Raw genomic sequence first — 22,107 nt, 5'->3', positions numbered from 1 at the left:
CGAAGCTTTGCTTCGGGCAGGACTTGTCACGTCGTGGAAGAAAGAGAAAACGAATGTCCCAACTGCGCCACCTCGTCTCACGCCGCGATTTCCTCGCCGGCGTTGCCGTGAGCGGAGCGCTGATTATGCTGCATCCGTTCTCCGCCCGGGCTCAAGCCAATCAGGCGCATCTGAGGATTATGGAGACGACCGACATCCACGTGAATGTGCTGCCTTACGATTACTACGCCGACAAAGCCAACGACACGATGGGGCTGTCGCGAACGGCATCGTTGATTGAAGCCGTGCGCAAGGAAGCAACCAACGCGATGCTGGTCGATAATGGCGACCTTCTACAAGGCAACCCGATGGGCGACTACATCGCCTACGAGAGAGGGATGAATGATGGCGATCTGCATCCGGTCATGAAGGGCATGAACCTGCTCGGCTACGAATGCTCGACGCTCGGCAACCACGAGTTCAACTATGGCCTGTCGTTCATGGACAAGGTGCTGGCCGGTGCCAATTTCCCGTTCGTCTGCGCGAACCTGATCCGCGGCACCGAGCTCGCCGCGAACCCGCGCGACGACAAGCTCTATCTCAAGCCGTATGTCATCCTCGACAGGAAGATCAAAGACGGATCGGGCGCCGAGCAACCGATCAGGATCGGCATCATTGGCTTCGTGCCGCCGCAGATCATGGTCTGGGACCTGAAAAATCTCCAAGGAAGTGTCAAGACGCGCGACATCGTCGAGGCGGCCAAGGCGTGGGTGCCGCAAATGAAGGAAGAAGGCGCCGACATCGTCATTGCGCTCTCCCATTCCGGCATCGACGTGAAGCAAAGCGACATGATGGAGAATGCCTCCGTCTTCGTGGCAGGTGTCGAAGGCATCGATGCGGTGTTCACCGGCCACCAGCACCTCGTCTTCCCTGGCAAGAAGGACTTTCAGTTGCTGGAAGCCGTCGATCCGGCGAAAGGCACGCTGCAAGGCAAGCCCGCCGTTATGGCCGGCTTCTGGGGCTCGCATATGGGGCTGATCGATCTGTTGCTGGAGCGCGACGGATCGACATGGAAAATCGTCTCCGCGACCTCTGAGGCCAGGCCGATCTTTGAGCGGGTCGACAAGACGAACAAGCCGACCGTCGCGGACGACCAGCGCATCGTCGACGCGCTCAAACAGGATCACGAGGCGACGCTCGCCTATGTGCGCCGGCCTGTCGGCAAAACCTCGGCGCCGCTCTATTCCTATTTTGCGCTGGTCGCCGACGATCCATCGGTCCAGATCGTCAGTCAGGCGCAGACCTGGTACTTGAAGGACATCCTGAAGAACACCGAGTGGAAGGATATGCCGCTGCTGTCGGCGGCGGCACCGTTCAAGGCGGGTGGGCGCAACGGCGCCGACTATTACACCGACGTGCCGGTGGGCGATATCGCCATCAAGAACGTCGCCGACCTCTACCTCTATCCAAACACGGTGCGCGCCGTCGAAATCACCGGAGCGGAGGTGAAGGAATGGCTGGAAATGTCGGCCGGCATCTTCAACCGGATCGAACCGGGCAAAGCCGACCAGGCGCTCATCAACACTGACTTCCCATCCTATAATTTCGACGTGATCGACGGCGTCACCTACAAAATCGATCTGTCGCAGCCACCGAAATATGATTCGAAGGGCGGGCTGGTGAATGCTGGCTCGAACCGCATTATTGACTTGATGTTCAACGGCAAACCAATTGATCCCAAGCGGAAATTCGTCGTCGCCACCAACAACTACCGAGCCGGCGGCGGAGGCAATTTCCCGCAGATCAATGCCTCGAAGATCATCTACGAAGCGCCCGACACCAACCGCGATGTGATCGTGCGTTATATCGTCAGCAAAGGCACCATCAATCCGTCGGCGGACGCCAATCGGTCGTTTGCGCCACTACCGGGAACCAGCGTCGTATTCCAGACCGGCGCCAGGGCAAAGGATTTCATTGCGCAAGTGACGTCGCTGAAGATCGAGCCGGCGGGCGAGGGCGAAGCAGGGTTTGCCAAGTACCGCATCACTCTCTAGGTGAGGATTTGAGCGTCGACTCGAAACTGTCTCAGCGCTAAGATACTGTCCGGTATGGCAAACCTTTTTCCAGCAGATGGCCTTGTCACCCACGTGGTGCGAAACGCCGCTTGACGGCAGGCATGACCAGATGCAGTGCGTCCGTCGAAATCCCACCGGAATAATCGTCCGGCAGTTGGTCGATCGAGGCTGGGTCGTCGAGGCCTTGTGAAAAGCCGCCGCCGGAATAGGGACCGAGCAGGTAGACATGGCTGCCGACACCGTCCATACGGTCGAGAAAACGGTCCGGCCAGCCCCACATCCACTTTGCGATATTGACGGGGATGAGCAAAGTGCCCTGGCGGCAGGCATCAGGAACGTAGCCGCTCCAGCCGAGCGCAGCGTAGCGAAGAATGCAGCGCGTCAGGGATGCGCGGCTCAGCGTGTGCGTATCCGGCAACGCTGCCTTGACCGCGTCCATAGGCCTGTCGCCGCCATAGACCGTCAGATTGGCGCGCTCGGCCGGCGTCAATGTGGCGAGCCAGGCAGCCAGCATCTCGCCTTCCTTGGGATCGTTGCTTTTGACGTTGATGTTGAAGCGCCGGTTCGGGAAGCGCTGCAAGACTTCATCCAGCGACGGCATCATGCCGACACCCTTGCCGCGAAACGGAAAGGTCTTGCCGCCATCGGCAGTGTAGCCATAACCAATATCGAGCGTCTTCAATTCGGACATTGCATGGCTGCGCGTTTCACCCTTGCCGTCGGTGCGACAATCCAGCGTCCAATCGTGGAAGACGGCGAACTTGCCGTCCGTGGTAGGATGGACATCAAGTTCGAGCGCGTCCGCACCGAGCGCGAAGGCGGCTTCCCTCGACGGTATCGTGTTCTCGAGGAAGGAATGGCGCGGCGTCAGCATGCGAGCGGCCGTGCATGTTTCCGATCGGAGGTTCGTACGGTCGAAATCCTGAGCCAGGCCGCGATGCGCAAGCACCGGAGGGGTGCCGGCCGGCTGGCTCGAAAGCAGCGAGGTGTTGTTGAGCCAGATGCCGCCTGCAGCGACAAGAATTGCAACGAGGGAGATCGTCCGTCTGCGCATGATATGATTTCCCATTGGCCGTTATGGCCGCATCCTGCGTCACGATCGGACTTTTTGACGGCCGGGCAGATCAAACGGCCGCTAAAGATTCCCGGGGAGGGTCCCCAGCAGCGTTGGAATCGTTATGGTTGCAGCCGTCTATATGCGCTAGTTTTAGTCATGCGCTATGTCATCGTCATCACGACCGTCACCTTTTTCCTGATCTGGGACGGCATTTACAACCAAGGCCGCTACCTCGACAGGACGGTCAGGGAGGTGACCCGCATCGTGCACTATGTAACCAGCATGGTGTAGTTTCTCTTCGCTGCTACGGTTCGCAGACGCGACAAACCTGCCGATTGACGGCACGCTGCCGCTGACACAAAAGAACGCCGGTCCAACGGTCGAGGAGGCTGGGTTGATCCGGCATATCGTTTTCTTCAGCGCACGGCATAAAGCGGATGTCGAGGCAGTGCGCACGGGCCTCCTTGCGCTTGGCAAGATACCTCATTCGCGTCATTTCGAGGTAACGCTCAACACCAAGGTCGACCCGCTCTCGGATGAGATCGATGTGGTCGTCTACGCCGAGTTCGAGGACGAAGCGGCGCTCGCCGCCTACAAGGCGCATCCGCTCTATGCAGAGACGACCAGCCGGGTCAAACCGCTACGCGAATTGCGTTATTCGGCCGACATCGTTGCAAGTTGACGAGCCGCCGTCCCCTAGGCGCTGATAATGGTCTTGCCGCTGAGGCGTCGGCCAAGCCCTTGAACCATTTTCAGGAATGAGGCACACCGCGCGGGACATGACCGAGAACACCTCCGCAAGGCCTCATCCGCTCGATCACCTGGTGCTGCCGATCGCGAGCCTCGATATTGCGCGGGCGCGCTTGACCCTGCTTGGCTTTACCGTTGCGCCGACAGGTATCCACCCTTTCGGAACGGAAAACTGCTGTGTCTTCCTCACCGACGGCACCTATCTCGAGCCGCTCGTGGTCGCCGACAGACAGGCCGTGGCAAAGGCGATCGCGAACCGCAATGTCTTTGTCGCGCGTGATCGCACCTATCGCGAAGAAAACGGCGATGAAGGATTTTCTGCCGTGGCGCTGGGCACCGAAAGCGCCGCCGCGGACCACGCGCGTTACATGGAAGCCGGTCTGTCGGCGGGGGACGCGCTAAGCTTTTCGCGCGCCTTCACCGATGCGACGGGAAAGAGCGACACCGCATCGTTCAAACTGGCCTTCGCGGCTACAGGCAAGGCAACGGACGCTTTTCTCTTCGCCTGCGAGCGGATCAATGCGCCGAACGTCGACCGCACTGCGTTGCAGGGCCACGCTAATGGCGCAACCGGCATTGTCGAAGTCGTAGCAGTCACTGGCGAACCTTTCGAACAAGGCCGCTTGATTTCGATCGCAGCCGGAATCGAGGCGCAGGGCGGCACTGTCTATGAGCTGCCGAATGCCGTAGTGACCATTCTGGATCCTGCAGCCTATTCGGCACGCTTCGGCATTCCCGCCGGCGCGCCATCTGAACTCCGCTTTGCCGGGATCGTCTTTTCGATTGGGCACGCCGACGCCGTCGCCAAGCTGCTTGCAGCCAATTCCGTCGAACATCACACGCGCGGCAGTGATATCATCGTGCCGCCGGCGCCAGGGCAGGGCGCCGCCTTTATTTTCCGGGAGATCGCATGAACAAGCTCAATCCACTGATGCCGAACTCTTCCGTTGCGGTCGGCAAAGTCATTTTCGGCAACAGCGCGCCCTTATCGCTGATCGCCGGTCCATGTCAGCTGGAATCGCGGCAGCACGCTTTCGACATGGCCGGTGCGCTAAAGGAATTGACTGAAAGGCTCGGCATTGGGCTCGTCTACAAGACCAGCTACGACAAGGCCAACCGCACCTCGCTTGGCGGCACGCGCGGCGCGGGACTTGAAGCGGCAATGCCGATCTTCGACGACTTGCGCAAGAATTTTGCGCTGCCGATCCTGACCGACGTCCACACTGAGGAACAATGCGCGATCGTCGCTCCGCATGCCGATATCCTGCAGATTCCTGCCTTCCTCAGCCGACAGACCGATTTGCTGATTGCTGCGGCAAGAACCGGCAAGGTGGTCAATGTGAAGAAGGGCCAATTCCTCGCGCCGTGGGACATGAAGAACGTCGTCGCCAAGATCATCGGCTCCGGCAACGCCAATGTCTTGGTGACCGAGCGCGGCGCATCCTTTGGTTACAACACCCTGGTGTCCGACATGCGGGCGCTGCCGATCATGGCCGAGATCGGCGCGCCGGTGATTTTCGATGCCACCCATTCCGTGCAGCAGCCGGGTGGGCAGGGCGGTTCGTCTGGAGGCGACCGGCGCTTTGTCGAGACGCTGGCGCGCGCGGCCGTCGCGGTTGGCGTCGCCGGCGTCTTCATCGAGACGCACCAGGACCCCGACAACGCGCCTTCCGACGGTCCCAACATGGTGCCGCTAAAGGATCTTCCCGCATTGTTTGAACGGCTGATGGCCTTCGATCGCATCGCCAAGAGCGTGGGTTGAACCAGCAGTTGCGCCACAGCAGCGTCGTCAAGAAAACTTTGAAGAATTTCGAACCCGCCTGGAACCTTAGCCCGCGGCCCTCATTGTCAAAATCTAATGTCAACGACGACGAGGAGAACACCATGACGACCCAGACGGGACACACCGAAGCCATCGCCGCTTCGCGGGTTATCGGCACATCGGTCTACAACACGGAAGGCACTCATATCGGCGACATCGAGGACGTTATGCTCGACAAATTGTCGAACGGAATCATGTTTGCCGTGATCGGTTTTGGCGGATTTCTCGGCATTGGCGAGAAATACCACGCCATTCCGTGGGCGAGCCTTGATTATGACGAGAACAAGGGTGGCTATGTCGTGCCGTTCACCAAAGACCAGCTGATGGCCGCTCCTTCTTACTCGATCAACGAGCTGACCGGCGCCGACGGCGAGGCCGCACGTGACGCCTCATACAACTACTACAAGGTCGAGCCTTACTGGCATTGACCTTACTGGCACCGACTAAGTCTCCTGGAATCAAAAAGGCCCCCGGGAAATCGGGGGCCTTTCGATGTGGCGGGTTGCTACTGCGCAATCTGCAGGGCCGGCAAAGGCGACGATCCCTGCGGGGGTTGCTGATTGTCGCACGACGTCAGGAACGCAGCCGCGATCAGGAACAAACTCACAATACCGCTCAACTGGGACATGGCGAAACTCCTCCTGTTTCGCCCCGCGCGACAACAGCCATAAACCAGAAACCGGCATGCGGCCTATGACAAATGATGACAGTGTTTTGTGCTTCGTGAGTCCCAAGAGCGGCAATGGGCGCGGGGCAATATTTGCAACTGCCCCGATTGCGTTTTGCGGCGCTTTGGCTAAGAGGTGCGCGACGCTTCAATCGATCAATCGGGGACATCGCAATGACGGCCATCATCGACATTGTCGGGCGTGAAATCCTGGACAGCCGCGGAAATCCGACCGTCGAGGTCGACGTCGTGCTCGAAGACGGTTCGATGGGTCGCGCCGCGGTGCCGTCCGGTGCCTCTACCGGCGCGCATGAGGCGGTCGAACTGCGCGATGGCGGCCCCCGCTATCTCGGCAAAGGCGTGCTCACGGCGGTCGAGGCGGTGAACGGCGAGCTGTTCGAGGCGATCGGCGGCATGGAGGCAGAGAATCAGATCCATATCGACCAGACCATGATCGAGCTCGATGGTACGGCCAACAAGAGCCGGCTCGGCGCCAACGCCGTCCTCGGCGTGTCGCTGGCGGTGGCCAAGGCCGCGGCCGAAGCGGCCGACCTGCCGCTCTACCGTTATGTCGGCGGTACCAAGGCCCATGTGCTGCCGGTGCCTATGATGAATATCATCAATGGCGGCGCGCATGCCGACAACCCGATCGATTTCCAGGAATTCATGATCCTGCCGATCGGCGCGCCGACGCTGCGCGACGGCGTGCGCTGGGGCTCGGAGATCTTTCATACGCTGCGAAAGAAGCTGAAGGACGCCGGCCATAACACCAATGTCGGTGACGAGGGCGGCTTTGCTCCCAACCTGAAGAGCGCGCCGGCCGCGCTCGACTTCATCATGGAATCGATCGAGCAGGCTGGCTTCAAGCCTGGCGAGGAGGTTGCGCTAGGCCTCGACTGCGCGGCGACCGAATTTTTCAAGGATGGTAACTACGTCTATGAAGGCGAGAGGAAAACCCGCGACCCGAAGGCACAGGCCAGATATCTGGCCAAACTTGCTGCCGACTACCCGATCATCACCATTGAGGACGGCCTGGCGGAGGATGACTGGGACGGTTGGAAAATGCTGACCGATCTCATCGGCAAGCAAACGCAGCTGGTTGGCGACGATCTGTTCGTCACCAACACGGCGCGGCTGCGCGACGGCATCCGCATGGGTGTCGCCAATTCGATCCTGGTCAAGGTCAACCAGATCGGCTCGCTTACCGAAACGCTCGACGCCGTAGAGACCGCGCACAAGGCCGGCTATACCGCAGTGATGTCGCACCGCTCGGGCGAGACCGAGGATGCGACCATCGCCGACCTCGCCGTTGCCACCAATTGCGGGCAGATCAAGACGGGCTCGCTGTCGCGCTCGGATCGCATGGCCAAGTACAACCAGCTCATCCGCATTGAGGAGGAGCTCGGCAAGCAGGCGCAATATGCCGGCAAGTCGATCGTGAAAAGGTGATTCCGAGAGAAAATCCGTGGCGGCGAGGGCGGGGACATTCCCGCCCTTTTTTGCTTCCTGGCTCTGAATCCAACAGGCTGTAACCGTCCATTAAGCACAATCGGGCGACAAAGGCGGCGTAGGGGATTCGGACCATGTGGACACGCCAGCACAAGCAAAGAAACACCGGCCGGCTGATCATCCCCTCGCTCTGCGTGGTGTTCCTGACTTATTTCGGCTTCCATGCCTATCATGGCGAGTTCGGGATATATTCCAAGTATCAGCTCGAAGCCGAGACTGCCGAATTGCAGGGCAGGCTCAATGCCGTCAGGACGCGCCGGATCGATCTCGAGCGCCGCGTTCAGCTGATGCATGAGGGCACGCTGGAGAAGGACATGCTGGACGAGCAGGCGCGCAAGGCGCTTAATCTGTCCCACGCCGACGAGATCACCATTATGTTGCCGGTCGCAAGATAACCTGATTTCAGTTAATCGGCGATATTTGCAATGATTTTAATTGCTTAGATGCATGACAGCCATGCGTTTTCGGCATGGCGAAAGCCTTCCCTGCATGTTAGCCTGCCTCAAATCGGTGGGAGAACTGATCTCCCTCGCTGTCCGCCAAGAGACGCCAACAGGGAGTGATGCATGGCCACCGCCACCAGAAAAGCGCCTGCCAAATCCAAATCAGACGGTAAAACGCCGGGCCTTTCCACCCCGAAGCCTGTTGAATTCACCAAAGACCAGGAGCTTGCCGCCTACCGGCACATGCTGCTCATCCGCCGCTTCGAGGAAAAGGCCGGCCAGCTTTACGGCATGGGCTTCATCGGCGGTTTCTGCCACCTCTACATCGGCCAGGAAGCGGTCGTTACCGGCATGAAGATGGCGCTGATCGATGGCGACCAGATGATCACCGCCTATCGCGACCATGGTCATATGCTGGCCATGGAGTTGTCACCGCGCGGCGTCATGGCCGAACTGACCGGGCGCCGTAGCGGCCTGTCGAGAGGCAAGGGCGGCTCCATGCACATGTTCTCCAAGGAGAAGCATTTTTACGGCGGCCACGGCATCGTCGGCGCGCAAGTGTCGCTCGGCACCGGCATTGCCTTCGCCAACCGCTATCGCGGCAACAACAATGTGACGCTGACCTATTTCGGCGATGGCGCCGCGAACCAGGGCCAGGTCTACGAAAGCTTCAACATGGCGTCGCTGTGGAAGCTTCCGGTGATCTACATCATCGAGAACAACCGCTACGCCATGGGCACCTCGGTCTCGCGCTCTTCGGCCGAGACGGATTTCTCGCACCGCGGCGCCTCCTTCAAGATTCCAGGCATCCAGGTCGACGGCATGGATGTGCGCGCCGTTAAGGCCGCCGGCGACCTCGCCGCCGAATGGTGCCGCGCCGGCAACGGGCCGCTCATTCTCGAAATGCAGACCTATCGTTACCGCGGCCATTCGATGTCGGATCCGGCAAAATACCGCTCCAAGGAAGAAGTGCAGAAAATGCGCTCCGAACGTGACCCGATCGAGCAGGTCAAGGCGCGGTTGCTCGACAAGAAATGGGCAAGCGAGGACGAACTCAAGGCCATCGACAAGGAAGTCCGCGACGTCGTCGCCGACGCCGCAGAATTTGCCCAGAACGACGCGGAGCCGGATCCGTCCGAGCTCTGGACCGACATCGTACTTTAACGAGAGGGCAAGGACATGCCGATCGAAATTCTCATGCCCGCCCTCTCGCCGACCATGGAAGAGGGTAATGTTTCCAAGTGGTTGAAGAAAGAGGGCGACAAGGTCGTAGCCGGTGACGCCATTGCCGAGATCGAGACCGACAAGGCAACGATGGAAGTCGAAGCCGTGGACGACGGCACCCTTGCCAAGATCGTGGTTCCTGCCGGCACCGAGGGTGTCAAAGTCAACACACTGATCGCTGTGCTGGCCGTCGATGGCGAAGACGTCGACGAGGCAGGCGAAGGTATCGGCGAGGAGGCCATTGAGTCGCAAGCGGAAGCGCCCGCGGCTGCTCCGGCCAAGAGCGAAGCTGCAGCACCTGTTGCCGCCGCACCCAAGCTGGAAATTGCCGCCGATCCCGACGTCCCGGCCGGCACCGAAATGGTCTCGACCACGGTACGTGAAGCCTTGCGCGATGCAATGGCGGAGGAAATGCGCCGCGACGGCGATGTCTTTGTCATGGGCGAGGAGGTTGCCGAGTACCAGGGCGCCTACAAGATCACGCAAGGCCTGTTGCAGGAATTCGGTCCGCGGCGCGTGGTCGACACGCCGATCACCGAGCACGGCTTTGCCGGCGTTGGTGTTGGCGCGGCGATGGCCGGCTTGAAGCCGATCGTCGAATTCATGACCTTCAACTTCGCCATGCAGGCGATCGACCAGATCATCAATTCTGCCGCCAAGACGCTCTACATGTCTGGCGGCCAGATGGGTGCCCCGATCGTCTTTCGCGGCCCGAACGGGGCGGCTGCCCGCGTCGCCGCGCAGCATTCGCAATGCTATGCCGCCTGGTACAGCCATATTCCCGGCCTGAAAGTGGTGATGCCTTATACCGCCGCCGACGCCAAGGGTCTGCTCAAGGCGGCGATTCGCGACCCGAACCCGGTCATCTTCCTCGAGAACGAAATCCTTTACGGCCACTCCTTCGACGTGCCGAAGATGGACGATTTCGTGCTGCCGATCGGCAAGGCGCGCATTCACAAATCCGGCAAGGACGTGACCATCGTCTCGTTCGGCATCGGCATGACCTACGCGATTAAGGCCGAGGCGGAGTTGCGTGGCATGGGCATCGATGCCGAGATAATCGACTTGCGCACCATCCGCCCGCTCGACTTCGACACGATCATCGCCTCGGTCAAAAAGACCAATCGCCTGGTGGTGGTCGAGGAAGGCTTTCCGCAGAACTCGGTCGGCGACCATATCGCCAATCAGGTCTCGCAGCGTGCCTTCGATTTCCTCGACGCACCGGTCATCACCATTGCCGGCAAGGACGTGCCGATGCCCTATGCAGCGAACCTCGAAAAGCTGGCGTTGCCCAATGTCGGCGAGGTCGTCGAGGCGGTCAAAGCCGTCACATATCGCTGAGCAGGGCGGAGGACAAAATGCCTATCAACATCACCATGCCGGCGCTGTCGCCCACAATGGAAGAAGGCAACCTTTCCAAGTGGCTGGTCAAGGAAGGCGACAAGGTTTCGCCCGGCGACGTGATTGCCGAGATCGAGACCGACAAGGCAACGATGGAAGTCGAAGCCGTCGACGAAGGCACGGTCGCCAAGCTGGTGGTTCCGGCGGGCACTGAAGGCGTCAAGGTCAATGCGCTGATCGCGGTCTTGGCGGCTGAGGGGGAGGATGCGGCGGCCGCCGCGAAAAGCGGTGATGGCGCTGCGCCGGCAAAGGCTGAGGCGAAGCAGGAAAAAGCACCAATCTCCCCACCCGTGGGGGAGATGTCGACGAAGTCGACAGAGGGGGGCGCTGTCCCTCCCGCCGCAGGGAGCGAGGCGCCCCCCTCTGGCCTGCCCTCGTTGCCCCCAGTTGGCATCTCCCCCACACGGGGGGAGATCAGCCAATCGGCAAACGGTGAGCGCATCTTCGCGTCGCCGCTGGCCCGGCGCATTGCCAGCGAAGCCGGTATAGATGTCGCGGCGCTGACCGGCTCCGGCCCCCACGGCCGCGTGGTAAAGGCCGATGTCGATGCCGCAATTTCCGGTGGCGGCGCCAAGGCGGCACCAGCAGCAAAAGCGGCCCCCGCCGGCGCTCCGGCGCCTGCCGCCGCAGCACCCAAGGCGATGCCGGACGAGCAGGTGCTCAAACTGTTCGCCGAAGGTTCCTACGATCTTGTCCCGCATGACAGTATGCGCAAGACGATTGCGCGGCGGCTGGTCGAGGCCAAGACCACCATCCCGCATTTCTATCTGACGCTCGACTGCGAACTCGATGCACTTCTGGCCCTGCGCACACAGATCAATGCGGCCGCCCCGGTGAAGAAGACCGAGAAGGGCGAAACGCCGGCCTACAAGCTGTCGGTCAACGACATGGTCATCAAGGCTCTTGCCATGGCGCTGATGGCGGTTCCGGATGCCAATGCGTCGTGGACAGAAAACGCCATGATCAAGCACAAGCACGCCGATGTCGGCGTTGCCGTATCGATCCCCGGCGGCCTGATCACCCCGATCATCCGGCGTGCTGACGAAAAGACGATGTCCGTTATCTCCAACGAGATGAAGGACCTTGCCGGGCGCGCCCGCAGCCGCAAGCTGAAGCCGGAAGAATATCAGGGCGGCACCACGGCGGTGTCCAATCTCGGCATGTTCGGCGTCAAGGATTTTTCTGCCGTCATCAACCCGCCGCACGCGACGATCCTGGCGGTCGGCGCCGGCGAGCAACGCGCGGTGGTGAAGAACGGCGAGATCAAGATCGCAACAATCATGTCGGTGACGCTGTCGACCGATCACCGCGCAGTCGACGGTGCGCTCGGCGCCGAGCTGCTCGTCGCCTTCAAGCGCATGATCGAAAATCCGATGGGCATGCTGGTCTAAGCGGGGAACAGGGCGGTGCGGAAATTCTACACCAGCCTTTTCGCCTCCATCCAATCCGGCTCGTAAACGATTATCGTACATTGGCTGTTCGGGCGGTAGCGATTGCGGATAGGTCTTTGTTGGAGGGGGGAAAACGCATGAAAACGGTCCTCTGCTATGGCGATTCGCTGACCTGGGGCTATGACGCGGCAAGCCTCGGCCGGCACCCGCTGGAAGATCGCTGGCCGAGCGTGCTGCAGGCGGCATTGGGCAGCGGCGTCGAGGTCGTTGCCGAAGGCCTGAATGGCCGAACCACAGCCTTCGACGATCACTTGGCCGGGGCGGACCGCAATGGCGCAAGGCTGTTGCCAACAATCCTGACGACGCACGCACCGATCGACTTGATCATTATTATGCTCGGCGCCAACGATATGAAGCCGTGGATTCATGGTAATCCGGTCGCGGCCAAGCAAGGCATGCAACGCCTGATCGATATCGTGCGCTGTCACGATTACCCGTTCAATTGGCCGGCGCCGCAGATCCTGATCGTCGCGCCGCCCGTAGTCAGCCGCACGGAAAACGCCGAGTTCAAGGAAATGTTCGCTGGCGGCGATGACGCGTCAAAGCGGCTGGCGCCGCAATATTCCGCCCTTGCCGACGAGGCCGGCTGTGGCTTCTTCGATGCCGGCACGGTGGCCAAAACCACGCCGCTCGACGGCGTCCATCTCGATGCCGAAAACACGCGGAACGTCGGGCAAGCGCTGGCGCCGCTCGTGCGCCTCATGTTGGAATTGTGAAGGAGAAAGCCGTGGCTGAGAACTACGACGTCATCATCATCGGCTCCGGCCCCGGCGGCTATGTCACTGCAGTGCGTTCGGCGCAGCTTGGCTTCAAGACGGCGATCGTCGAGCGCGAGCACTTGGGTGGCATCTGCCTCAACTGGGGCTGCATTCCGACCAAAGCGCTACTGCGCTCCGCCGAGATCATGCACTATTCGGATCATCTGAAGGACTACGGCCTGAAGAACGATGGCAAGGTCAGCGTCGACACAGCCGCCGTCGTCGATCGATCACGAAAGGTCTCGCTGCGACTCAACGGCGGCGTCGGCTTCTTGATGAAGAAGAACAAGGTCGACGTCATCTGGGGCGAAGCCAAACTGACCAAACCTGGCGAGATCGTCGTGTCAAAATCGTCGAAGAAGCCGATGGAGCCGCAGCCGCCGGCGCCCAAGGGCGTCAAGGGTGAGGGCACCTATAGCGCCAAGCACATCATTCTGGCGACCGGCGCCAGGCCGCGCGCGCTGCCCGGCATCGAGCCTGATGGCAAGTTGATCTGGACCTATTTCGAGGCGATGGTGCCGAAAGAGATGCCAAAATCGCTGCTGGTGATGGGCTCGGGCGCCATCGGCATCGAGTTCGCCTCGTTCTACCGCACCATGGGCGCCGAGGTGACGGTGGTCGAACTGCTGCCAGCCGTGATGCCGGTCGAGGACGCCGAAGTGTCGAAGTTTGCGCAAAAGCAGTTCGAGAAGCAGGGCATGAAGATCATCCTCGAAGCCAAGGTAACCAAGGTCGAGAAGGGCGCCAGTTCGGTCACCGCGCATGTCGAGATGAAGGACGGCAAGGTCGAGAAGATCACCGCCGATCGTATGATCTCGGCCGTCGGCGTACAGGGTAACATCGAAAACCTCGGCCTCGAGACGCTCGGCGTGAAGACCGACCGCGGTTGCGTCGTCGTCGACGGCTACGGCAAGACCAACGTGCCGGGCGTCTACGCCATTGGCGACGTTGCCGGACCGCCGATGCTCGCCCACAAGGCCGAGCATGAGGGCGTGGTCTGTGTGGAAAAGATCGCCAATTTCCCCGGCGTGCATGCCACCGACAAGCTGAAGATCCCAGGCTGCACCTATTGCAATCCGCAAGTCGCCTCGGTCGGACTGACAGAAGCCAAAGCGAAAGCCGACGGAAAGGACATCCGTGTCGGCCGCTTTCAGTTCGCGGCAAACGGCAAAGCGATTGCGCTCGGCGAGGACCAAGGCTTCGTCAAGACCATTTTCGACAAGAAGACCGGCCAGTTGCTGGGTGCCCACATGGTCGGCGCAGAAGTAACCGAACTGATCCAGGGCTTCGTCGTGGCGATGAATCTGGAGACCACCGAGGAAGAGCTGATGCACACGATCTTCCCGCACCCGACCCTGTCAGAGATGATGAAGGAGAGTGTACTCGACGCCTATGGTCGCGCACTGAATGCATGATAAATTAGTTGGGCGAGTCTCACAGGGAAGACACAACGGAACTCGACGGCAGAGCAATTCGTTTCGCAGGCATCATCCATCATACAAGGAGAGGGCATATGGAAATGAACGGCGTGGGCTGGGTAGCAGCAATCATCATCGGTGGCCTGGCGGGATGGCTCGCCGAGATGGTCATGAAGAGCAATACCGGCATCCTCATGAACATCGTTCTCGGCATTGTCGGCGCAATCGTGTTGAACGCCATCTTGCAGGCCCTGAACATCGGCATCTTCGGCGTCGGCTGGATCGCCTATCTGATCACCGGCTTCATCGGCGCCTGCATTCTGATTGCGGTCGGACGACTGGTGCGCCGCTAACCTCTGTCGGCACTTGCTATGCGAAAAAGGCCACCGCGGCATGCGTGATCGCGGCCTTTTTCTTTTCGCCGAAAAGTCCTAGATGACGTGGGTAGAGCGAGCGCTGGACAAGCGCTTGCCAATGAGCCGGGTTTCACATGGTCACCGTCCTCGACACGATTGCCAATGCGCCGCGCCTGCGGCATCCCGAAAAGGCGCACAAGCCGGATCAGGACGTACTGCGCAAGCCCGACTGGATCCGCGTCAAGGCGCCGATGTCGAAAGGCTATGCCGAGACGCGCGAAATCGTGAAGTCTCACAAGCTAGTGACGGTTTGCGAAGAGGCGGGCTGCCCCAATATCGGCGAGTGCTGGGAGAAGAAGCACGCCACCTTCATGATCATGGGCGAGATCTGCACGCGGGCCTGCGCCTTTTGCAATGTCGCCACCGGCATCCCGACCGCACTCGATCCCGACGAGCCGGCGCGTGTCGCGCATGCGGTCAAGCAGATGGGCTTGAGCCATGTCGTCATCACCTCCGTCGATCGCGACGATCTCGCGGATGGCGGGGCCCAGCATTTTGCCGATGTCATCCGTGCGATCAGGGCAGCAACCCCGTTGACGACGATCGAAATCCTGACGCCCGATTTCCTGCGCAAGGACGGTGCGCTGGAGATCGTCGTGGCGGCCAAGCCGGATGTTTTCAACCATAATCTCGAGACCGTGCCGTCTAACTATCTGACGGTTCGGCCGGGCGCGCGCTATTTCCACTCGATCAGGCTCTTGCAGCGGGTCAAGGAGCTTGACCCCTCGATCTTCACCAAGTCCGGCATCATGGTTGGCCTTGGCGAGGAGCGGAACGAAATCCTGCAACTGATGGACGACCTGCGTTCGGCCAATGTCGACTTCATGACCATCGGCCAATATCTGCAGCCGTCGAAGAAACACCATCCGGTGATCCGCTTCGTCACGCCTGAGGAATTCAAGTCCTTCGAGACGATCGGCAGGACCAAGGGCTTCCTGCTGGTGGCGTCGAGCCCGCTGACGCGCTCGTCGCACCATGCCGGCGACGATTTCGCCAGACTACGCGCGGCGCGTGAAGCGTTTCTCAGGAAGTCCGCCTAACAAACTGGTTTCATGCCACAATTCGAAGCCCATCGCCGCGTCGCGCATACGCCGGAGCAGATGTTCGCTCTGGTCGCCGATGTCGAATCCTATCCGCAATTCCTGCCGCTTTGCGAGGCACTGACGGTTCGCTCACGCAAGGAACGCGACGGACGCACCTTGCTCATCGCCGACATGAGCATCGGCTACAAGGCGATCCGCGAGACCTTTACCACGCAGGTGCTGCTGAATCCGGACGAGAACACCATCGATGTGAAATACATTGACGGCCCTTTCAAATATCTGAGCAATGTCTGGCGCTTCGACCCGGCCGACGGCGGCGGTTGCAACGTCTGCTTCTTTATCGACTACGAGTTCAAGAGCCGCATTTTGGGGGCGTTGATGGGAACCATGTTCGACCGCGCCTTCCGCATGTTCTCCGAGGCGTTCGAGAAAAGGGCCGAAATCATCTACGGCGCGCCATCGGCAGCCTGATCCGCAGCGAGCGCGCGCAGACCCAGCTCAAGCGCATGCCGGACCGTCTCCCGGCGGATGAAATCACGGCCCTTGTCGGCGAACAGCTGGCATTCGCTGACTACCGGCCGGCCAGCCACGGCAACGCCGAACCAGACCAGGCCGACAGGTTTTTCCGCCGAGCCGCCGGCCGGACCGGCGATGCCAGTTACCGCCAGTGCAAGCCCGGCCGGCGAATGGGCCAAGGCTCCGGCCGCCATCTCCACTGCGGTCTCGCGCGAGACCGCGCCGTGCGCCTCGAGCGTAGCGGCCGAGACGCCGAGCATCTCGGTCTTGGCCTGGTTGGAATAGGTGATGAAGCCGCGATCGACCACCGCGGAAGAGCCGGCGATGTCGGTCAGGGCGGCGATGATCATGCCGCCGGTGCAGCTCTCGGCCGTCGCCAGCGTGATGCCGCGCTGCTGGCAGGCCTGAAGCAGGGCATCTGCGAGATCGCTATTGCTCACTCGGGGACATCCCCTGGAAACACGACGCTGGCGGTCGCGATGGCCGCTATGCCTTCCTCACGGCCGACGAAGCCGAGCTTCTCATTGGTTGTCGCCTTGATCGAAATGCGATCGAGCGAAATTCGCAGGATTGCGGAAAGCGTTTCGGTCATGGCCTCGCGATGCGGGCCGACGCGCGGCGTCTCGCAGATCAGGGTGATATCGGCGTTGGCGATGCGCCCGCCGCGCGCGCGCACCAGCTTGGCCGCGTGTTCGACGAAGATGCGTGAAGCGGCCCCTTTCCACTGTGGGTCGGAGGGCGGGAAATGCGTGCCGATGTCACCGGCGCCGCAGGTGGCGAGCAGGGCGTCGGTCAAGGCGTGGAGACCGACATCGGCATCCGAATGGCCGGACAATTTCCTGTCGTGTGGAATGGCGACGCCGCACAGGGTGACATGGTCGCCGGGCTCGAACGCATGGACGTCATAGCCATTGCCCGTTCGGATGTCGGGAAAACGTGGGGCGCTAGAAAGCCGCTGATCCGCCATTGCAATATCCCGTGCCCAGGTCAGTTTGACGTTGTCCGGCGAGCCGGGAACGATCTTCACCGGAATATGCGCCCATTCGGCGATTGCCGCATCGTCGGTGAAATCCGCTTTGCCCAGATGATGAGCCTTTTCGTGCGCAGCCAGGATCGGCCAGAACGGAAAGCCTTGCGGTGTCTGTGCGGCATAAAGCCCGGCCCTGGACACGGTTTCGCCGATCATGCCTTCGGCCGTTTCGCGCTTGAGCGTATCGGCAACCGGCAAAGCAGGCAGTGCCCCCTGGCGCTCGCCAATAGCTGCGATCGTGCGGTCTATTAGTTCCGCATCGACAAACGGCCGGGCCGCATCATGGATCAGAACCCGGCCCGGCGCATTGCTTCTCAACGCCAGCAGTCCAAGGCGGACGGACTCCTGCCGTGACGTACCGCCGGTCACAGCGACGACACGGTCGGCGTTCGCACCGGCCGCACGGCGGAAAAGCGCGCCGTCGTCGGCATGAATAGCAACGACGACAGGTCCAATCTTCGGATGCGTCAGAAAGGCACCGAGCGTGCGTGCAATAACGGCGCCGCCGCCAATTTGCTGGTACTGCTTCGGCCCATTGGCCTGTCCAGCGCGCGCGCCGCGGCCGGCAGCAACGATGACCACGGCGACCTTGTCGTCCGCAGCTTGCTTTTCGCTCACATCTCTCATGCCGAGACGCTTAACGCATGATCCCGAAAAGTGGTATCGCTTTTGAAAGACCCAGGATTGATGCGGTGCGGCGATCCGTTTTTTTCCCAAATGCGCCTTAATGTCACGACATTGCGCGTTGCACATTGCCGTCGTTCTGGCTAGAGAATGTGCAGCAACCGAAGGTGCTTGGTTTTTGTGCATGCCTGATGTGACCAAATTAGCTTCGCCGCTGGATGTGGGTGGCGTGAGAATCCGCAATCGCGTATTTCTCGCGCCCCTGTCGGGCATCACCGACGAACCGTTCCGGCAACGCGCGCATGCGCATGGCGCCGGGCTGGTCGTATCGGAAATGGTGGCGAGCGGTGAGCTTGCAAAGGGCAGGGCTGGTTCCAGCCTGCGCATCCGTCATTCCGGGCTGCCTGTCCACATGGTCCAGCTTGCCGGCCACGAGGCAATGCACATGGCCGAAGGCGCGCGAATCGCGGTCGGCGAAGGCGCCGACATCATCGACATCAACATGGGCTGTCCGGCCAAAAAGGTGACGGGCGGCTATGCCGGTTCGGCACTGATGCGAGACCTCGACCACGCGTTGTCGCTGATCGAAGCGGTAGTCGGCGCGATCGCGGTGCCAGTCACGGTCAAGATGCGGCTCGGGTGGGACGAAGGCGCGCTCAACGCGCCGATGCTGGCGCGACGCGCCGAGCAGGCCGGGGTGAAGATGGTGACGGTGCACGGCCGCACGCGTTGCCAGTTCTATCAGGGCAAGGCCGACTGGCGTGCCATCGCACGCGTCAAGCAGGCGGTCTCGATCCCGGTCGTTGCCAATGGCGATGTCGGCTCGCCGGCAGAGGCCGCGTCGATCCTCGAGCAGTCTGGCGCCGACGCGGTGATGGTCGGCCGCGCGCACTATGGCGCGCCGTGGACGGCCGGCAGCATTGTAGCGGCCGCGCTGGCCGAGCCGGTATCCAGCATGCCGGAAAGCCCGCAAGCGCTGGCCGACTACGTCATTGCCCATTACGAAGACATGCTGGCGCTCTATGGCGTGGAAAGCGGAGTGCGCCAGGCGCGCAAGCATCTCGGCTGGTATCTCGACCGCCACGCCGGCGGCACAAGCGACGACCGGCGCAAGACCATACTCACGTCTTTCGAGCCTGGGCGTGTCATTGCGTTGCTGCGCGACATGTTTTCAACCGCTCCCGAAGCGGCGAACCTGCGGAGTGCGGCATGAACGCTACCGTCACACAGAGCACGGATATGGCGGACGCCGCGCATATTGTGCTCAACACCATTCGCCGGCCGGTGATCATGGTCGATCCGGAAGGTTTCATCACCTTCGCCAATGCCGATGCCGAGGATTTTTTCCGGTCGAGCGCCACGATGCTCGCCCGCAACACGCTGCACAAGCTCATTCCTTTCGGCAGCCCGCTGCTGACGCTTGTCGACCAGGTGCGCGAGCGCCGGGCGCCGGTCAACGAATACCGGGTCGACGTGTCGTCGCCACGTCTCGGCATCGAGAAGGTGGTCGACCTCTACGTCGCACCAGTGACGGAATTTCCAGGCTCGGTCGTGGTGATGTTCCAGGAACGCTCAATGGCCGACAAGATCGACCGGCAGATGACGCATCGCGGTGCGGCACGCTCGGTCACCGGCCTCGCCGCGATGCTTGCCCATGAGATCAAGAACCCGCTGTCCGGCATTCGTGGTGCTGCGCAGTTGCTAGAGCTGTCGGCGTCCGACGAGGATCGCGCACTGACCAGGCTGATCACCGACGAGACCGACCGCATTGTCTCGCTGGTCGACCGCATGGAGGTGTTTTCCGACGAGCGGCCGATCGACCGCTACCCCGTCAACATCCATGTCGTGCTCGACCATGTCAAGGCAATCGCCAAGAACGGTTTTGCCAAGCGAATCAAGATATTGGAGGACTATGATCCATCATTGCCTCCGGTTTTTGCCAATCGCGACCAGCTCATCCAGGTGTTTCTCAATCTGGTAAAAAATGCCGCCGAGGCGATCGGCAGTGATCCGCAGGGCGAGATCATGCTATCGACCGCCTTCCGTCCGGGCATCCGTGTTTCCGTACCCGGGACCCAGGACCGCGTATCGCTGCCATTGGAATTCTGCGTGCGTGACAACGGTTCGGGTGTTTCCGAAGACATCCTGCCGATCCTCTTCGATCCTTTCATCACCACCAAGCCGAACGGCTCCGGTCTCGGTCTGGCGCTGGTCGCAAAGATCGTCGGCGAGCATGGCGGCATCATTGAATGCGAATCGACCCCGCGCGGCACCACTTTCCGCATCCTGATGCCGGCGTGGAAAGAAACCCAGTTTGGCACCGACGACGACGGTGAAGGAGACCGCAAATGACCGTTCGCGGCAATATTCTCGTCGCCGACGACGATGCGGCCATCCGCACTGTCCTCAACCAGGCGCTTTCGCGCGTCGGCCACGACGTGCGTGTCACCTCCAACGCTTCGACGCTGTGGCGCTGGGTTGCGGCGGGCGAGGGCGATCTGGTTATCACCGACGTTGTCATGCCTGACGAGAACGCCTTCGACATGCTGCCGCGCATCAAGAAGGCGCGACCGGAACTGCCGGTCATCGTCATGAGTGCGCAGAACACGTTCATGACAGCAATTCGTGCCTCCGAAACCGGGGCCTACGAGTATCTGCCGAAACCGTTCGACCTGACGGAGCTGCTGAACATCGTCAACCGCGCTCTTTCCGAGCCGCGGCGGCCGAAGATCGATACGCGGGCCGACGAGCCGCCGGAAACGATGCCGCTGGTCGGCCGCTCGGCGGCCATGCAGGACATCTACCGCATGCTGGCGCGCATGATGCAGACCGACCTGACGGTCATGATCAGCGGCGAGTCGGGTACCGGCAAGGAACTGGTGGCGCGCGCGCTGCATGAATACGGCCGCCGCCGAGGCGGTCCGTTCGTCGCTATCAACATGGCGGCGATCCCGCGCGACCTGATCGAATCGGAGTTGTTCGGGCACGAGAAGGGCGCCTTTACCGGCGCGCAGAACCGCTCCACCGGCCGTTTCGAGCAGGCCGAAGGCGGCACGCTCTTCCTCGACGAGATCGGTGATATGCCGATGGAAGCGCAGACGCGGCTGCTGCGTGTGTTGCAGCAGGGCGAATACACCACGGTCGGCGGCCGCACGCCGATCAAGACCGACGTGCGCATCGTCGCTGCCACCAACAAGGACCTGCGCACACTGATTAATCAGGGGCTTTTCCGCGAGGACCTGTTCTACCGCTTGAATGTTGTGCCGCTCAGGCTGCCGGCGCTGCGCGAGCGGTCGGAGGACATTCCGGACCTCGTCCGCCACTTCTTCAAGCTCGGCGTCAGTGAAGGCTTGCAGACCAAGCGCATTTCCACCGGCGGCATCGAGCTGATGAAGCGCTACCCATGGCCCGGTAATGTGCGCGAACTCGAAAACCTCATTCGCAGGCTGGCCGCACTGTATTCGCAGGACGAGATTTCCGCCGAGATCATCGAGGCGGAGTTGAAGACCGGCGAAAGGCCTGTCGTTCCAGGTGGCGGCAACCTCATTCCCGATGACCTTTCCATCGGCCAGGCGGTGGAGCATTTCCTGCAACGCTATTTTGCCTCGTTTGCCGGCGACCTGCCCCCGGCCGGGCTCTATCAGCGAATCCTCTCTGAGGTCGAATATCCGCTGGTCCTCGCCTCGATGACCGCAACGCGCGGTAACCAGATCAAGGCTGCCGAATTGCTGGGGCTCAACCGCAACACGCTGCGCAAGAAGATTCGCGAACTCGGCGTCAACGTCTACAAATCGTCCAGGCAGGTCTAGACGAATCCCTTTACGAGCGCTTTCCAGGGGATCGATTGCCGAAAGATTTCCGTCTAGGCCACACTTGTTGCATAATCGCCACAATGCGTTGCATACATCCGACGTAATCACTGGC

Annotated in this window: 23 protein-coding genes; 19 read left to right on the top strand and 4 right to left on the bottom strand. The window is 61.1% G+C overall.

Going from position 1 to position 22,107, the window contains the following annotated elements; translation table 11 throughout:
• Positions 1 to 53: 53 nt before the first annotated feature.
• Entirely contained in the window at positions 54 to 2,033 is a 1,980-nt protein-coding gene (locus NKJ12_RS16860; protein WP_352704012.1) for a bifunctional 2',3'-cyclic-nucleotide 2'-phosphodiesterase/3'-nucleotidase, read from the top strand.
• A gap of 85 nt (positions 2,034 to 2,118) precedes the next feature.
• On the opposite strand, the gene NKJ12_RS16855 is transcribed toward NKJ12_RS16860, so the two are convergent.
• Positions 2,119 to 3,108 carry a glycerophosphodiester phosphodiesterase family protein gene (locus NKJ12_RS16855; RefSeq protein ID WP_352704009.1) on the bottom strand — a complete coding sequence of 330 codons (990 nt, stop codon included), beginning with the start codon at positions 3,106 to 3,108 and terminating at the stop codon, positions 2,119 to 2,121.
• Positions 3,109 to 3,267: 159 nt separating this feature from the next.
• Here NKJ12_RS16855 and NKJ12_RS16850 point away from each other — a divergent pair, with 159 nt between their 5' ends.
• The 5 genes from NKJ12_RS16850 to NKJ12_RS16830 all read left to right on the top strand — a co-directional run bounded on the left by NKJ12_RS16850 (position 3,268) and on the right by NKJ12_RS16830 (position 6,111).
• Complete coding sequence (locus NKJ12_RS16850) at positions 3,268 to 3,402, top strand: hypothetical protein (protein WP_292655342.1); 135 nt, start codon at positions 3,268 to 3,270, stop codon at positions 3,400 to 3,402.
• A 103-nt stretch (positions 3,403 to 3,505) separates the two neighbouring features.
• Positions 3,506 to 3,793: a Dabb family protein gene (locus NKJ12_RS16845; protein WP_254817185.1), complete on the top strand. Its 288-nt coding sequence runs from the start codon at positions 3,506 to 3,508 to the stop codon at positions 3,791 to 3,793.
• A 97-nt stretch (positions 3,794 to 3,890) separates the two neighbouring features.
• Positions 3,891 to 4,775 carry a VOC family protein gene (locus NKJ12_RS16840; RefSeq protein WP_352704007.1) on the top strand — a complete coding sequence of 295 codons (885 nt, stop codon included), beginning with the start codon at positions 3,891 to 3,893 and terminating at the stop codon, positions 4,773 to 4,775.
• Positions 4,772 to 5,623 (top strand): 3-deoxy-8-phosphooctulonate synthase, encoded by an 852-nt coding sequence (kdsA, locus tag NKJ12_RS16835; protein WP_352704006.1) that lies wholly within the window; start codon positions 4,772 to 4,774, stop codon positions 5,621 to 5,623. Before NKJ12_RS16840 ends, kdsA begins: the two co-directional genes overlap by 4 nt.
• 122 nt (positions 5,624 to 5,745) lie before the next feature.
• The gene (locus NKJ12_RS16830) at positions 5,746 to 6,111 is read left to right on the top strand and encodes a PRC-barrel domain-containing protein (RefSeq protein ID WP_023675091.1); all 366 of its coding nucleotides are present in this window, start codon (positions 5,746 to 5,748) and stop codon (positions 6,109 to 6,111) included.
• Between the two features lie 77 nt (positions 6,112 to 6,188).
• Here the strand turns inward: NKJ12_RS16830 and NKJ12_RS16825 are convergent, their stop codons facing one another.
• Positions 6,189 to 6,311, bottom strand: a complete 123-nt coding sequence (locus NKJ12_RS16825) for a hypothetical protein (protein ID WP_084642452.1) — start codon at positions 6,309 to 6,311, stop codon at positions 6,189 to 6,191.
• A 213-nt stretch (positions 6,312 to 6,524) separates the two neighbouring features.
• Between NKJ12_RS16825 and eno the strand changes: the two genes are divergently transcribed.
• From eno to NKJ12_RS16775, 10 genes are all read left to right on the top strand, one after another.
• Entirely contained in the window at positions 6,525 to 7,799 is a 1,275-nt protein-coding gene (gene eno, locus NKJ12_RS16820) for a phosphopyruvate hydratase (protein ID WP_352704004.1), read from the top strand.
• 134 nt (positions 7,800 to 7,933) lie between these two features.
• On the top strand, positions 7,934 to 8,254 hold the full coding sequence (locus NKJ12_RS16815; protein WP_352704002.1) for an FtsB family cell division protein: 321 nt from the start codon (positions 7,934 to 7,936) through the stop codon (positions 8,252 to 8,254).
• 171 nt (positions 8,255 to 8,425) lie between these two features.
• Entirely contained in the window at positions 8,426 to 9,466 is a 1,041-nt protein-coding gene (pdhA, locus tag NKJ12_RS16810) for a pyruvate dehydrogenase (acetyl-transferring) E1 component subunit alpha (RefSeq protein ID WP_352507419.1), read from the top strand.
• A 15-nt stretch (positions 9,467 to 9,481) separates the two neighbouring features.
• A complete protein-coding gene (locus tag NKJ12_RS16805; protein WP_352703999.1) occupies positions 9,482 to 10,867 on the top strand; it encodes a pyruvate dehydrogenase complex E1 component subunit beta in 1,386 nt (461 codons plus the stop codon).
• A gap of 17 nt (positions 10,868 to 10,884) precedes the next feature.
• On the top strand, positions 10,885 to 12,318 hold the full coding sequence (locus NKJ12_RS16800; protein WP_352703997.1) for a pyruvate dehydrogenase complex dihydrolipoamide acetyltransferase: 1,434 nt from the start codon (positions 10,885 to 10,887) through the stop codon (positions 12,316 to 12,318).
• Positions 12,319 to 12,455: 137 nt separating this feature from the next.
• Complete coding sequence (locus NKJ12_RS16795) at positions 12,456 to 13,094, top strand: SGNH/GDSL hydrolase family protein (protein WP_352703995.1); 639 nt, start codon at positions 12,456 to 12,458, stop codon at positions 13,092 to 13,094.
• Between the two features lie 11 nt (positions 13,095 to 13,105).
• Positions 13,106 to 14,551: a dihydrolipoyl dehydrogenase gene (lpdA, locus tag NKJ12_RS16790; RefSeq protein WP_352703993.1), complete on the top strand. Its 1,446-nt coding sequence runs from the start codon at positions 13,106 to 13,108 to the stop codon at positions 14,549 to 14,551.
• 98 nt (positions 14,552 to 14,649) lie between these two features.
• Positions 14,650 to 14,907, top strand: coding sequence for a GlsB/YeaQ/YmgE family stress response membrane protein (locus NKJ12_RS16785; RefSeq protein ID WP_023675081.1), 258 nt, complete (start codon positions 14,650 to 14,652; stop codon positions 14,905 to 14,907).
• 137 nt (positions 14,908 to 15,044) lie between these two features.
• Positions 15,045 to 16,010 (top strand): lipoyl synthase, encoded by a 966-nt coding sequence (lipA, locus tag NKJ12_RS16780; protein WP_352478827.1) that lies wholly within the window; start codon positions 15,045 to 15,047, stop codon positions 16,008 to 16,010.
• Between the two features lie 12 nt (positions 16,011 to 16,022).
• Positions 16,023 to 16,484, top strand: coding sequence for a type II toxin-antitoxin system RatA family toxin (locus NKJ12_RS16775; protein ID WP_352703991.1), 462 nt, complete (start codon positions 16,023 to 16,025; stop codon positions 16,482 to 16,484).
• Here the strand turns inward: NKJ12_RS16775 and NKJ12_RS16770 are convergent.
• The gene (locus tag NKJ12_RS16770) at positions 16,460 to 16,969 is read right to left on the bottom strand and encodes a CinA family protein (protein WP_254817196.1); all 510 of its coding nucleotides are present in this window, start codon (positions 16,967 to 16,969) and stop codon (positions 16,460 to 16,462) included. The two genes, NKJ12_RS16775 and NKJ12_RS16770, sit on opposite strands and share 25 nt — an antisense overlap.
• On the bottom strand, positions 16,966 to 18,186 hold the full coding sequence (locus NKJ12_RS16765) for a bifunctional 2-C-methyl-D-erythritol 4-phosphate cytidylyltransferase/2-C-methyl-D-erythritol 2,4-cyclodiphosphate synthase (protein WP_352703989.1): 1,221 nt from the start codon (positions 18,184 to 18,186) through the stop codon (positions 16,966 to 16,968). Before NKJ12_RS16765 ends, NKJ12_RS16770 begins: the two co-directional genes overlap by 4 nt.
• A gap of 181 nt (positions 18,187 to 18,367) precedes the next feature.
• Here NKJ12_RS16765 and dusB point away from each other — a divergent pair, with 181 nt between their 5' ends.
• Genes dusB through ntrC form a run of 3 tightly spaced genes read left to right on the top strand, consistent with a single transcriptional unit; the run spans position 18,368 to position 21,992 of the window.
• Positions 18,368 to 19,396 (top strand): tRNA dihydrouridine synthase DusB, encoded by a 1,029-nt coding sequence (dusB, locus tag NKJ12_RS16760; RefSeq protein ID WP_352703987.1) that lies wholly within the window; start codon positions 18,368 to 18,370, stop codon positions 19,394 to 19,396.
• Positions 19,393 to 20,535, top strand: a complete 1,143-nt coding sequence (locus NKJ12_RS16755; RefSeq protein ID WP_352703985.1) for a two-component system sensor histidine kinase NtrB — start codon at positions 19,393 to 19,395, stop codon at positions 20,533 to 20,535. The genes dusB and NKJ12_RS16755 overlap by 4 nt, the downstream gene beginning before the upstream one ends.
• The gene (ntrC, locus tag NKJ12_RS16750; RefSeq protein ID WP_254817199.1) at positions 20,532 to 21,992 is read left to right on the top strand and encodes a nitrogen regulation protein NR(I); all 1,461 of its coding nucleotides are present in this window, start codon (positions 20,532 to 20,534) and stop codon (positions 21,990 to 21,992) included. The genes NKJ12_RS16755 and ntrC overlap by 4 nt, the downstream gene beginning before the upstream one ends.
• Positions 21,993 to 22,107: the final 115 nt, after the last annotated feature.

Source organism: Mesorhizobium sp. M0195 (assembly GCF_040322115.1).
In the GTDB taxonomy this organism is placed as follows: Bacteria; Pseudomonadota; Alphaproteobacteria; order Rhizobiales; family Rhizobiaceae; genus Mesorhizobium.
Note: the sequence above shows the minus strand (reverse complement) of the source record. Positions and strands in the feature narration are given on the sequence as shown.